Raw genomic sequence first — 12,783 nt, 5'->3', positions numbered from 1 at the left:
AATGACAAATATCATGGAAGCCGAGAACGTTAAATTAAGTTACGGCGATTTTGAAGCATTGCACGGAATTACGCTTGCTTTTCCAACTAAGAAACTGACGGCACTGATTGGCCCATCAGGTTGTGGTAAGTCAACTTTTTTACGGTGCTTGAACCGGATGAATGATGATATTGAAAATATTAAGATCACTGGCAAAATTTTGCTGGAAGGGCAAGATATTTATCGAACTCATTTGGATTTAGTGGCTTTAAGAAAAAAAGTAGGCATGGTTTTTCAACAACCAACACCGTTTCCGTTTTCGGTGTTTGATAATGTTGCTTATGGCTTGCGTGTCGCTGGCGTCAAAGACAAAGAGCTGATTGAACAGCGAGTAGAAGAAAGCTTGAAACAAGCAGCCATTTGGGAGGAAACCAAAGACAGCTTGCAACGAAATGCTCTTGCATTTTCTGGTGGACAGCAGCAGAGAATCTGTATTGCGCGGGCTTTAGCGGTAAGACCAGAAGTGGTTTTACTCGATGAGCCTACTTCGGCACTAGACCCAATTTCTAGCTCAGAAATTGAGGAAACCTTGATGGGGTTAAAGAAAAAATATACCTTTATCATGGTTACGCACAATTTGCAGCAAGCCAGTCGGGTATCTGATCAAGTTGCATTTTTGATGAATGGTGAATTAATTGAATCTGGTACAACTGAGCAGATGTTCCTGGCACCAGAAAAGGAAATAACTAGTAATTATCTTAACGGCCGTTTTGGCTAATTATGGAGGTGGATTATGCACGAAATATTTTTAGACGAACTGAAAAAGCTAAACACGCAATTTATGGAAATGGGTGTCCAAGTTAATGATTTAATTGACCAGGGAACCCGGTCATTCGTCGATCACGATAAAAAGATGGCGCAGGAAATGATTGAAGAAGATAAGGTTGTGGCCAAAGAAGCAATTAAGATTGAGAAAAAAGCACTCGACCTAATGGCATTACAACAACCTGTCGCTACAGATTTTCGCGTTGTAATTAGTATTTTAAAGGCCACAACTGATTTGGAAAGAATCGGTGAAAATGCCAATAGTATTGCGGTTGAAACTGTTCGCGTTAAAGGTAACCCGCGGATTTCCGAAGTTGAAAAAATCATTTCTGGCATGACTCATCAAGTTCGGACAATGTTAATTCAAGTTTTGACTGCCTATGTTCAAGATGATGAAAACACTGCTCGGTCAATGCTTAATGGACATGAAGATGTTTACCAAGATTACCGCAAAGCCCGGCAAATGATTATTGATGGTGTTGAGCAAGATCCAAATGTTGCCGTCGCTTCAGCCAGTTACTTTGTCATTATTAGATTGTTAGAGCGGATTAGCGATCACATTGTCAACTTAGCAAGTTGGGTTATTTACAAATCATCCGGTGAACTTTTTGAACTAATTAGTGCTGATAAGAAAAAAACACAAGCGAAAAAAAGGACAAAAACTGCTAAGGCTAAAGCAACGACTAAGAAAAATAGCAAGACTAAAAAGGAATAATTGTCTTGCAATTAAATATTAATCCTGTTATAGTTAATAAAGTAAATTCTACCTAAGACTCGGGTGGCACAACGCCTTAATTTCCCGCCGAGGCCGGAAGATAATGAAGATTTTTAATGCTCCATGTCTTGCTTGGCATGGAGTTTTTTAGGCCTTATGGAATTTATTAATGAATTTTATGGAGGTGAATTCGATTGAGTAAAGCTGCTATTGCTGAAAAAGAAAAGTTCGTTGACGCATTTGCTGAAGAACTTAAATCTGCAAAAGCTATCTTAGTAATTAATTACCTTGGTTTGACTGTTGAAGAAGTTACTAACATGCGTAAGGAACTTCGTGAAAACGACGTTAAGATGAAGGTTGTTAAGAACACATACTTAAGACGTGCTGCTGCTAAGGCTGGCATTGAAGGTCTTGATGACGCTTTTGTTGGCCCTACTGCTGTTGTTTATACTGATAATGCTGATGACATCACAGAACCAGCTCGTATTGTTTCAAAATATGAAGATGATTTTGATGTAATCGACATTAAGGGTGGTATGCTAGAAGGCAAGTTGACTTCTAAAGAAGACATTAAGTCTCTTGCTGCTATTCCTGGACGCGAAGGCTTGCTATCAATGCTTGTTTCTGTATTACAAGCTCCTGTACGCAACGTCGCATACGCTGTTAAAGCTGTTGCTGATTCAAAAGATGAATCTGCTGAATAAAATATAGTAATTTATATCTAATAAAAATATTTCGGAGGATATATAAATATGGCTTTAGATACTGAAAAGATTATTGAAGACTTAAAGAATGCTTCAATTCTTGAATTAAATGACCTTGTAAAGGCTATTGAAGACGAATTTGGCGTTTCTGCTGCTGCTCCAGTTGCTGCTGCAGGTGCTGCTGGTGGTGACGCAGCTGCTAAGTCAAGCTACGATGTAGAATTGACTGAAGCTGGTCAAGAAAAGGTTAAGGTTATTAAGGTTGTTCGTGACATCACTGGACTTGGCCTTAAGGACTCAAAGGATCTTGTTGATGGCGCTCCTAAGAACGTTAAGGAAGGCGTTTCTGAAGACGAAGCTAACGACATTAAATCTAAGCTTGAAGAAGTTGGTGCTTCAGTAACTTTGAAATAGTTACGGTCCAACTGGACAAGCTAAATAAAAAGACGCGTATCTGCGAATTGCAGATGCGCGTTTTTTGTATTAATAATTATTATTAAAATAGTCTGGACGTAAATCAGATGCATTAATCCAACATTCTCTTCGACCTGGAAACTTAACTAGTCCAGCCTTTCGCCAAGCTTTATCAGGATAATAAAATCGGTCTCTTGTCATTGAAGATAGCAGATTGATTATTGCTATTCTCTTTTTTCTTTGCCATACCCAGTATCTAAGGTAATATTCTTGTCCACCACCAATTGTATTAGCACCAGTCCTTTTTTTAATTTTTCTAAATAATTTGCTGTCATCATAGGTTGTATTATGATCAATAATAAAGCCGATAAAAACAATAAGAACTAGCACAATCAGTACAAGCAAAATGATGTGAGGTAATGAATCTATATTTACGTATATATGTATATCATCAATAGTTGTTTTCATCCTAATATTTCTCCTTAAAAAGTATTTATTTAAAAGTGTATAACTAATGTTTATAAATAACAATAAATAATAGAGCAAATAAATTAATTTTAGTAACAGACTAAATTACGTTTTTTATTTACATAGCTACAATTACTATTGGTCATGCTTTATAATGTAAGTAATTTAGATAAATAGAAAGCGTAAACAAATGAAAAAAGGATTTTGGCTACTATTATTAACAGCAATTACGGCGTTTGAGTTTGGTACGGCTAACTCTGTATGTGCCGCAACAAATGAGCCTCAGGCGCCAAAAACGCAAGTAGTTGCTAATAAAACAGAAAAAAATCAAGCTAATTTAAGTTCAAAGTCATCTAAAACTTTAGAAGGCTGGGTAACGGAAAATGGTGCAACATCTTATTATCAAGATGGCAAAAAGGTAACTGGACAAATTAAAATCGGTAATTCATATTATTTGTTCAATAAAAACGGTCAGCGCTTGAGTGGTGTAAGAAAGACACCACATAAAGCAAGTTACAGTTATTATTTAGATGATGGCAAAAGAAGCGAGACGTCTATTGCAACACCTAAAACCCAATATTTGATTAAAAACGGCAAAATTATTGGTGTAAAAAACAAGGCAGCTGCGATATCGCAGAGACCACAATTACCAACTGGATGTGAAATGACGGCTGTTACAATGATGCTTAATTTTGCAGGTGTTCCTGTTTCGAAAACTGAAGTTGCCAATTTAACACCGAGAAGCAGTAATCCAAATAAGGGGTTTATCGGCTCACCATATAAAAAATATCCAGCAGGATATTGGGTAGCGCCTAATGGTATTAAAGGAGTTGTTAAAAAATATCTTGGAACGACAAAAGTAATGACTGGGGCAAGTTTAACAGCAATAAAGAATAAGCTTTTGCGCTCACATTTAGTCGTCGTTTGGGTTAGTGGCATTGATGGTTTTTCCAATCACGCATTAACGTTAACTGGATATTATAAGAAACGACTTTATTACAATGATCCATGGACTGGAAAAAAAGCATCAATTAATACAAGTAATTTTATTAAACATTGGCGTGGTGATGGTTATCGGGCATTAAGTTATTAAAACCATAGCTTATAAATACTTAATTTATGATATGATAGGTTTTGGAAAATGTTAGAGTAATGAAATAAAAAGAGGAAAAAATGAAAAATAAAAGACGTATTTTTGCCAGCCTAGCCGCCATTTTTTTAGTAGCAAACATGACTACAAGTACTGTGATGGCTGCGGATATTGAAACTGCCAATGATCAGCCGTCTGCAGCGCAGTCAAACAATAATCAGGAAACTAATAAAGAGACTGAGTTTAAGCAGTTAGCAACTAAGTATAAATGGACTGCGGGTGACAACATCACTGATCAGGTTATGCTAAATACACCAGAAAAAAGAACAGTTTATTTACAAAAATGGAACGGCAAAAAATACGTTAATTGCCAAACTTTTACAACTGGTGAAACCGGTAGTTTTAAATTAACTTTTCCTTCTAACTGGTATCGTAAATTGAAGACAACTTGGCGTTTATATGCTCCTGCAACAAATGATGCAACTGCAGCGACAAGTGATAAAATTACGATTTCGACAGTTCGCCGTTATCAAATTCCAGCTAAATATCGTCAATTGCATATGAAAGATCTCCACATTAAAGGCTTTTACTCAAGTCCCCTTGATAAAAGCCTCAATTATGCTTCAACTAGAGAGGATTACGTAAAGGCATTTATTAAGCGCGGATATCAGTATAAGAAGGCGAAAACTGCGTGGGTTAATTTCACGACTAAACAGCCAGGTACTTCCGTTGATTGCTCTGGATTGGTTATGCAATGCATGTACGCAACCGGAATTGATCCGTCGCCAGCTAATCCGCGGTGGCATGCAACACATGAATGGGGTTGCCGTTCCTTCGTTAAAAGCAAGACTTTGCAAACAGTGAGTTTAAAGCACTTAAAACGCGGAGATTTGATTTTCTACGGTCGGCCAAAGCCAGCTTGCTATCATATCGGGATTTACCTTGGTAAAAATAAAGTTCTTCATTCTTGGCCAGGAGCTGGAGTAACGGTTTGGCCAGCTAACTTTAAACGGTATTACTATGCTAAGCGGGTTTTCCCAATAACTAAAACCGTTAGTGTTCATGAAAAAAATTAAAAAATGTTGAACATAATTTAGTCATAATAAAAAACCTCGAAGTTGTCCTAACTTCGGGGTTTTTATTAATCTTTGTGGTGCGTCATCATTTAATATCAAAAGGTAATTAAACAACTTAAATATAATAATAGGAAAGCAACGTAAATTGAAGACGAATCATAAAAATGACGATGTAACCGAAACTAATGCTGGTATAGGATTAAAGAAAAAGTTGCTGCAAGCAGATTACTAACAAATATTAACGTTAAAATTCACATCAAATTACGCATGAGAATAGCTTGAATTGGTGAACTAGTGAAAGTTGCAAAAAGTTCTAATGCTTTTGTCCTAATTTTTCCTTCAAGCCAATGATAAAGAAAGCTCCTCATCAATATGATGAGGAGCCTTTGTCTCCGTAGCGGTCCCCGTAGAGATCCCGCCGCTTTTCTTTCTCTCATTCATCTTATTATTTTTTCCTTTAATTGTCAACGAAGTAACTAGATTACTGAATTTTTATTTTTAAATTATTGCATTATGCCAAACAAGCAATCCTCTAATTCTTATGAGTACTGTGTTATATTTTTTAGCATTTAACTTACAACAATTATAGCATTGCTAGTCATCATAATGAAGCTCGTAAATTAGGACAAACTGACATATAAAGTAATTTATTAAAGCTAAAATTTAGTTATCAGAAGCGTCAATTGGGTAATCGCTTTTGAATAGAGTAATTGGCTTCTTTTTATTATTTAAAGTAACAGTTACGAGAAAAATTAAAAAATTAGCTAGTTTGCTTTGGGGTAGAACCATAAGTCAACTAGTTTTTTTATTAATGATCAAGTAAACCTGTTTGCAAAAAGCGTTGTGTTCGCTAAAATTATCTAGAACAGACTGTTTTAGGAAACGAGAAAATTATGACTGAGCAAAAAAATCAAATGTATTATGCGGCTAATCCAACTACGGAGCATGATGAACACGTAGTTGACTATCATGTTGCTGGAATAGACCTAAAATTCACAACTGATGCAGGTGTTTTTTCAAAAATGCGGGTCGACTATGGTTCAGGCGTTTTAATTAAGCAGATGGCCCAAGTTTCTTTTCCCGCCAAAGGAATTTTAGATGTCGGAGCAGGTTATGGTCCTTTGGGCCTTTTTGCTGCGAAATTTTGGCCAGAGCAAACCGTGGAGATGACCGATGTTAATGAGCGCGGTTTGGCGCTAGCAAAGAGAAATGCCACCATGAATCAAATAAGCAATGTGGCAATTTATCAGTCTAATGTTTATGAGAAGATAGCAGATGACAAAAAATTTGGGCTAATTGTGACTAATCCACCAATTCGTGCTGGTAAAAGTGTTGTTACCAGTATCTTATCGGGTGCTAAAAATCACCTGGTTAAAAATGGCAAAATTCTTGTTGTCATCCAAAAAAAGCAGGGTGAGCCAAGTGCACGTAAGCTTTTAAAAGCTACTTTTGGCAATTGCACTATCTTAGATCGGGACAAGGGTTACTATATTTTGCAGGCGGTGAATAATTAATGTCTTTTTCGAGTGAAGAAAAGAAAAAGTACATGCAATTAGCCTTTGAGCAGGCGAATAAAGCGCAAGAAAAAGGTGAAGTTCCGATTGGTGCAATTTTGGTGGATCCAGATGGTCGAGTTATTGGTAGAGGGTATAATCGGCGCGAACTCGATCAAGATGCTACGCAACATGCCGAAATGATGGCAATTAGGCAGGGATGCACTGAGCTAAATACTTGGCGATTAATCGATTGTAGCTTGTTTGTCACGCTCGAACCATGCCCAATGTGTGCTGGAGCAATTATCAATTCCAGAATAAAAAACGTCTACTTTGGCGCCTTGGACCCCAAAGCTGGTGCGGCAGGCAGTGTGGTTGACTTGTTTAGCGTCAGTAAATTTAATCATCATCCCCAGGTTATTCGCGGCTTGTACCGCGAAGAAGCTAGTCAAATGTTAAAGGATTTTTTCCGGGCAATTCGCCGTAAACAAAAATTAGCCAAAAAAGCTTTAAAAAATGAGCAGGAAATCGGAAAAGATTCCGCAAATTAGTGGAAAAATTTTGCAAAATAAGTTAGTATATCTATTGGGCAATGTTTGACCTCTGAAGCGTGTCAGGACCGGAAGGTAGCAGCACTAAGGTCGCTCAGGCATGTGCCTTTTATTAGACATTTACAAACTCTTAACTCTTTCGAAGAGTTAAGAGTTTTTTACTAGGAAAGAAATATTAATGGCTTATCAAGCGTTATACCGCAAATGGCGGCCGCGCACTTTTGACAGTGTTGTCGGCCAGGAAGATATTACCAATACTTTAAAAAATGCGATTAAGCGCGGCACTATTTCTCATGCTTTTCTTTTTGCAGGTCCGCGTGGTACCGGTAAGACATCTTGTGCTAAAATTTTTGCCAAGGCCTTAAACTGTACCAACTTGCAGGATGGCGAACCATGCAATCAATGCGCAAATTGTCTTGCTGCCGATAAGGGTGCAATGTCCGATATTATGGAAATTGATGCTGCTTCTAATAATGGTGTCGATGAGATCCGGGAAATTCGTGATAAGGTTAAATATGCACCCACGCAGGGTAAATACAAAGTTTACATTATTGACGAGGTTCATATGCTCTCGATGGGTGCCTTTAACGCTTTACTGAAGACGCTTGAAGAACCGCCAGAGCATGTGGTCTTCATCTTGGCAACTACCGAATTGCAAAAGGTGCCAGCGACGATTATTTCGCGAACACAACGTTATAATTTCAAACGTATTTCGCAGACTGACCTTGAGAAACGAATGAAGTATATTCTAGATCAAGAAAAAATCAGCTATGACGACAAGGCGATTGCGGTCATTGCGCAAGTTGCCGATGGCGGAATGCGTGATGCGTTAAGCATCCTTGATCAACTGTTAAGTTATGAAAAAGATAAGGTCGAATACGATGCTGCGCTTGAAATAACTGGCTTTGCGGCAAAAGAAAAAATTGAGCAAATATTATTGGCGATTTTGGATAGAGACGCTGGCCAAGCCTTAACTTTGGCGCAAGCGGAGCTTAAAAATGGCGCTAGTTCAAAAAACATTTTGGATGAATTAATTGATATGGCAACGGCAGCTTTAATGATCGTTAAAGCTGGCAGTGACAATCAAAGCAATTTTTTAACAGAAGATTTTATTGCTAAAATTAAGGACGTGCCTGATCAGCGTTACTTCCAATTAATTGCTTCTGCCAATACCGCTTTGAATGATTTGCGGTATACTAACCAGCAGCAGATTCCGTTAGAGGTCTTTTTGGTTGAAAGTACGGATAGCCAGCAATTAAGTGCGCCAACTATTCAGGAAACTGAACCGGCTTCAGTTTCTAATGATAATCAGCAAGCTAAAAACGGTTCTGACTTACAGGCGGAAGTTACGGCTTTAAAGAAGCAAATCGTTAGTTTAACGGAAAAGGTTACTCGTTTAGGTAAAAAACAAACAAGTAATAGTGACCGGATTTTTCATCTTGATAACGCAGTTTCTGGTGGCAAGATTGCTAAAGCTACGCAAGAAACTGCTAAAACTAAAAAGAAACCTAAGAAAGTCAGAAATAATAAGCATGCTGATGAACAAAATCGCAAACAGGTTTATCATGTGCTTGAAAATGCCACCAAGAAGGATTTGCAGGCAATTAAAGATGTTTGGCCTGATTTGCAGTCAGTTTTAGCTGTTTCGCAACGGGCACTGCTAGACGTTTTAGAACCAGTTGCTGCCAGTTCCGATCAGGTTGTAATGAAGTGTAAATATGCTTTGTGGTTTGAAAAAGCTAGTTCTGATGAGGATTTATTAGGTATACTGACGGATCAGATTGCTAAATTTACCAAGCGTGACTACCAAATTGTTTTGGTACCAGATAGCGATTGGTTTACGGTTCGCAAAGAATTTTTGCAAACACACCGTGAAGAAATGTTAAAGCGCAAACAGGACTCTAGTGCTGACAACCCAGCAGACGACAAGGAAAACGAGGTTGTTAAGAAAGCGAAAGACCTATTTGGTGATACAGTAAACGTAAAGGATTAAAATAAAGAGGAGAAAACAATGAGTAAAAGACCTAATTTTGGTGGAATGGGCGGCATGAATATGCAACAGATGATGAAGCAGGCTAAAAAGCTGCAGGAGCAAATGGCGCAAGAGCAAGAAAATATCACTGCGCAAGAATTTGTTGGCAAGTCTGCCGATGATTTAGTTGTTGCCACATTCAGCGGAGATCGTAAACTCAAGGGGATCGATATTAATAAAGAAGCAATTGATCCTGATGACCCAGATATGTTGCAAGACTTAATTATTGATGCGGTTAATAAAGGTTTGTCAGAAATTGATCAAGCAACTCAAGCAAGTTTAGGTAAATATACGAAGGGTATGATTTAATTGCAATATCCAGCACCAATTGCGCACTTAATTGATTCATATATGAAATTACCTGGTATTGGTGAAAAAACGGCTACTCGTTTGGCTTTCTACACTTTGGATATGCCAGACACAGATGTTCATGATTTTAGTACTGCTCTAAATGAAGTAAAAGAAAAGCTTCACCGCTGCTCTATTTGCGGTAATATTACTGAGCAGGATCCCTGCGTAATTTGTAGTAATCCAAGTCGTGAACAATCAACTATTATGGTTGTTGAGCAGCCCAAAGACGTCATGGCCTTTGAAGAAATGGGCGAGTACAGTGGCTTATATCATGTTCTGCACGGTGTTTTGTCACCAATGGATGGTATTGGTCCAGAAGAAATTAACATTAAGTCACTAATTGTTCGTTTACAAAAACAGGATAAAGTGAAAGAAGTAATTTTGGCATTGAATTCTACTCCGGAAGGTGAATCAACGGCAATGTATATCAGCAAGTTGATTAAGCCTGCTGGAATTAAGGTAACCCGTTTAGCTGCGGGACTTGCTGTGGGTAGTGATATTGAATACGCAAATTCAATTACGTTAAAACGTGCAGTGCAAGGGAGAACTTCAATCTAATGGCGCACAATCAAGTTAAAAAAATGGGCGATGAGTGGCTAACAGAAACGATTGAAAAATTGCAAGAAGAGATTGCAATTGAAAAAAATCTTAATTCTACCACGCTCGACATGTCAGAAGAAAATATTATTGCAAATGAAATTTTGCTAGCCAAGTATGCTTTTTTGTATCAGGAAGCCCGTCACCGACATACAAGATTTAGTGGTTTTACCAATGCAATTTCAGAATAAAAAGCTCTTATTTAAGGGCTTTTTTATTTTCACTAAAAATTAAAAGTACGTTGGGGTGTTCATATAGGACGAACTCTTGTAAAATAGACTCATGGAGAGTTTTATGAAGAGTTATTTTATTAGTTTCGAAGGGCCAGACGGGTCCGGTAAAAGCACAGTTTTAGAACAAGTGGTTGCCCAAATTGCACCACAATTGAAAACACAATATCTAGTGACTCGTGAACCAGGTGGTTCAGTAATCGCTGAAAAAATTCGGCAGTTTATTTTAGATCCTGCTAATGAAAAAATGAGTGCAAAAACTGAAGCATTACTGTATGCTGCTTCGCGAAGCCAACATATGAAGGAAACTATTATTCCTGCTTTAAAGGCTGGTAAAGTCATCTTTTCTGATCGCTTTGTCGATAGTTCTTTGGCCTACCAAGGGGCAGGCAGAGACCTAGGGATTGCGGCCGTGAAGCAGATTAATGAGTTTGCTACTAACGGGATTGAGCCCAATTTGACCATCTTTTTGGATGTTAAGCCTCAAGTCGGGTTAGCGCGGATTTCTAAAGAGCGAGCTGGTCAAGAAGACCGTTTGGAGCAAGAAAAACTAGCTTTTCATCAAAAAGTTTACCAGGGTTACCAAGAAATTAATCAGAGTCATCCTGACCGGATCAAAGTCGTGGATGCCAATCAACCGGTTAATGATGTGGTAAAAGCATGTGTTAGAATTATTGAAAATTGTATACCAAGAGAATTGCTAAAGGACTGATTTAAAATGAAGTTGATAATTGCGATTGTTCAAAAAGAAGATGCTAACCGTTTGCAGCACGCTTTTGCCAAAGAAAGTATTCGTGCAACGAAGTTAGCAACCACTGGTGGATTCTTAAGTGAAGGAAATACTACCTTTTTAATTGGAATTGAAGATAAATTTGTCAAAAAAGTAATGCGAATTATTAAGGGCGAATCACAGGGGCGTGAGGAATACTTAAACCCTAACTTGGCAATGACTGGCTTTGATGTCAGCAGTCAGCCCGTTAAGATTACCGTTGGGGGAGCAACCTGTTTTGTGCTATCAGTGGAAGAGTTTAAACAGTTTTAATGAAAATTGATATTTCACAAAGAGGCGTTAAGCAGGCCGAATTTTTACGGCATGCCTTCGAACAAAAAAAATTAGCGCATAGCTACTTATTTGTCGATGCTAATGAATTGCAGGCTCTAAATACGGCATATTGGCTAGCCTGTCTATTTAATTGTACGGGTGAAAATAAGCCAGATGGTTCGTGTCAAAATTGCCAGCAAATTATTTCTGGTAATAATCCTGACGTCTTATTAGTTACAACTGAGGGCAAACAAAGCCTAGGGATTGATCAGATTCGTGTTTTAAAAGAAGAATTAGCCAAAAGTCCCGTGCAAAGCAGTGTCCGCTTTTTCATAATTAATGATGCACAAAAATTAACGCTATCTGCTGCTAATGCTCTGCTTAATTTGCTAGAAGAGCCCATTGCACCGGTGGTAACAATTCTGATTACTAATAATGCAGATCAAATATTACCGACCGTGCGGTCACGAACACAGATTATTAATTTTTCTGCTGGGCAAAAAGCTGATGGCAGGACGGCGGCTTTATTAGCAAATGGCTTTAACCAGGAAGAAATTGCTGAATTAGGTGATACAACCAACTTGGATAAAGCAGGTAAGTATTTTTACCAAGAAATGCTTGAATATAATTCTTTAGCACTTGTTAGCGCGCACAAGCTCGCTGATTTAGCTAAAGGGAAAGCGGAGCAAAATTATCTCTTGCTTTTGTTAAAAAAGATGGCTCAACAGGATTTAAATAATGGTAGCCAGCAGGCGGGGGCAAGAATGTTGAAGCATTTACTGGAAGTTGACAAGATGCGCTATAGCAATGTTGGTTTTCACAATCTGCTTGATTATCTTGCTCTGCAATGGAAAAGGTAGGTGTTTTTATGGTAGATTCTTATTCAAAGTTAGAGCAGCTCCATGATTCAATGGTCAGTATGACCAAGACAATCGAGAGCTTAGAAAACAGTATTTTAGAAACGCTCAAAGAAAATACAGAGCTGAAAGTTGAAAATCAGTTATTACGTGAAAAAATGGATAAGATGAATAACGCACATAATAACGCAATCAAAACGCAGAGCGGTCTTGAGTCTTTACGCAAAATATATAATTCGGGCTATCATATTTGCAATATGTATTACGGCTCACACCGTGATCCAAGTTCGGATTGCATGTTTTGTTTGGATATTCTTGATAATTTTGGCGAAAAAAAGAAAGCACATTAAGGGAATGAT

17 protein-coding genes, 1 other RNA gene and 1 other annotated feature are annotated in these 12,783 nt (G+C 38.0%); of the genes, 17 read left to right on the top strand and 1 reads right to left on the bottom strand.

What is annotated here, in order from left to right:
- Position 1: 1 nt before the first annotated feature.
- From pstB to rplL, 4 genes are all read left to right on the top strand, one after another.
- Positions 2-757: a phosphate ABC transporter ATP-binding protein PstB gene (gene pstB, locus GYM71_RS07415; RefSeq protein ID WP_103752456.1), complete on the top strand. Its 756-nt coding sequence runs from the start codon at positions 2-4 to the stop codon at positions 755-757.
- A gap of 15 nt (positions 758-772) precedes the next feature.
- Positions 773-1,519: a phosphate signaling complex protein PhoU gene (phoU, locus tag GYM71_RS07410; protein WP_220220000.1), complete on the top strand. Its 747-nt coding sequence runs from the start codon at positions 773-775 to the stop codon at positions 1,517-1,519.
- 33 nt (positions 1,520-1,552) lie between these two features.
- Positions 1,553-1,678, top strand: a sequence feature (ribosomal protein L10 leader region).
- Positions 1,679-1,713: 35 nt separating this feature from the next.
- A complete protein-coding gene (gene rplJ, locus GYM71_RS07405; protein WP_103752458.1) occupies positions 1,714-2,223 on the top strand; it encodes a 50S ribosomal protein L10 in 510 nt (169 codons plus the stop codon).
- A 48-nt stretch (positions 2,224-2,271) separates the two neighbouring features.
- Positions 2,272-2,637 carry a 50S ribosomal protein L7/L12 gene (gene rplL, locus GYM71_RS07400; RefSeq protein ID WP_103752459.1) on the top strand — a complete coding sequence of 122 codons (366 nt, stop codon included), beginning with the start codon at positions 2,272-2,274 and terminating at the stop codon, positions 2,635-2,637.
- A gap of 69 nt (positions 2,638-2,706) precedes the next feature.
- On the opposite strand, the gene GYM71_RS07395 is transcribed toward rplL, so the two are convergent.
- The gene (locus GYM71_RS07395; protein ID WP_220219999.1) at positions 2,707-3,105 is read right to left on the bottom strand and encodes a hypothetical protein; all 399 of its coding nucleotides are present in this window, start codon (positions 3,103-3,105) and stop codon (positions 2,707-2,709) included.
- Positions 3,106-3,295: 190 nt separating this feature from the next.
- Between GYM71_RS07395 and GYM71_RS07390 the strand changes: the two genes are divergently transcribed.
- From GYM71_RS07390 to yabA, 13 genes are all read left to right on the top strand, one after another.
- On the top strand, positions 3,296-4,198 hold the full coding sequence (locus tag GYM71_RS07390; protein WP_220219998.1) for a C39 family peptidase: 903 nt from the start codon (positions 3,296-3,298) through the stop codon (positions 4,196-4,198).
- 80 nt (positions 4,199-4,278) lie between these two features.
- Positions 4,279-5,271, top strand: coding sequence for a C40 family peptidase (locus tag GYM71_RS07385; protein WP_220219997.1), 993 nt, complete (start codon positions 4,279-4,281; stop codon positions 5,269-5,271).
- Positions 5,272-6,164: 893 nt separating this feature from the next.
- Positions 6,165-6,785 carry a class I SAM-dependent methyltransferase gene (locus GYM71_RS07380; RefSeq protein WP_220219996.1) on the top strand — a complete coding sequence of 207 codons (621 nt, stop codon included), beginning with the start codon at positions 6,165-6,167 and terminating at the stop codon, positions 6,783-6,785.
- Positions 6,785-7,315, top strand: a complete 531-nt coding sequence (gene tadA, locus GYM71_RS07375; protein ID WP_103752464.1) for a tRNA adenosine(34) deaminase TadA — start codon at positions 6,785-6,787, stop codon at positions 7,313-7,315. The genes GYM71_RS07380 and tadA overlap by 1 nt, the downstream gene beginning before the upstream one ends.
- A gap of 25 nt (positions 7,316-7,340) precedes the next feature.
- An RNA gene (gene ffs, locus GYM71_RS07370) (signal recognition particle sRNA small type) lies at positions 7,341-7,440 on the top strand.
- A gap of 53 nt (positions 7,441-7,493) precedes the next feature.
- On the top strand, positions 7,494-9,308 hold the full coding sequence (gene dnaX, locus GYM71_RS07365; protein ID WP_220219995.1) for a DNA polymerase III subunit gamma/tau: 1,815 nt from the start codon (positions 7,494-7,496) through the stop codon (positions 9,306-9,308).
- Positions 9,309-9,326: 18 nt separating this feature from the next.
- Positions 9,327-9,656, top strand: a complete 330-nt coding sequence (locus tag GYM71_RS07360; RefSeq protein WP_103752466.1) for a YbaB/EbfC family nucleoid-associated protein — start codon at positions 9,327-9,329, stop codon at positions 9,654-9,656.
- Complete coding sequence (recR, locus tag GYM71_RS07355) at positions 9,657-10,256, top strand: recombination mediator RecR (protein ID WP_103752467.1); 600 nt, start codon at positions 9,657-9,659, stop codon at positions 10,254-10,256.
- Positions 10,256-10,486, top strand: a complete 231-nt coding sequence (locus GYM71_RS07350) for a YaaL family protein (RefSeq protein WP_103752468.1) — start codon at positions 10,256-10,258, stop codon at positions 10,484-10,486. The genes recR and GYM71_RS07350 overlap by 1 nt, the downstream gene beginning before the upstream one ends.
- A 103-nt stretch (positions 10,487-10,589) precedes the next feature.
- On the top strand, positions 10,590-11,237 hold the full coding sequence (tmk, locus tag GYM71_RS07345) for a dTMP kinase (protein ID WP_220219994.1): 648 nt from the start codon (positions 10,590-10,592) through the stop codon (positions 11,235-11,237).
- Positions 11,238-11,243: 6 nt separating this feature from the next.
- Entirely contained in the window at positions 11,244-11,567 is a 324-nt protein-coding gene (locus GYM71_RS07340; protein WP_103752470.1) for a cyclic-di-AMP receptor, read from the top strand.
- A complete protein-coding gene (locus GYM71_RS07335) occupies positions 11,567-12,427 on the top strand; it encodes a DNA polymerase III subunit delta (protein WP_220219993.1) in 861 nt (286 codons plus the stop codon). The genes GYM71_RS07340 and GYM71_RS07335 overlap by 1 nt, the downstream gene beginning before the upstream one ends.
- Positions 12,428-12,435: 8 nt before the next feature.
- On the top strand, positions 12,436-12,774 hold the full coding sequence (gene yabA / locus GYM71_RS07330) for a DNA replication initiation control protein YabA (RefSeq protein ID WP_103752472.1): 339 nt from the start codon (positions 12,436-12,438) through the stop codon (positions 12,772-12,774).
- Positions 12,775-12,783: the final 9 nt, after the last annotated feature.

The sequence above is a fragment of the Lactobacillus panisapium genome (assembly GCF_019469265.1).
GTDB lineage: Bacteria > Bacillota > Bacilli > Lactobacillales > Lactobacillaceae > Lactobacillus > Lactobacillus panisapium.
Note: the sequence above shows the minus strand (reverse complement) of the source record. Positions and strands in the feature narration are given on the sequence as shown.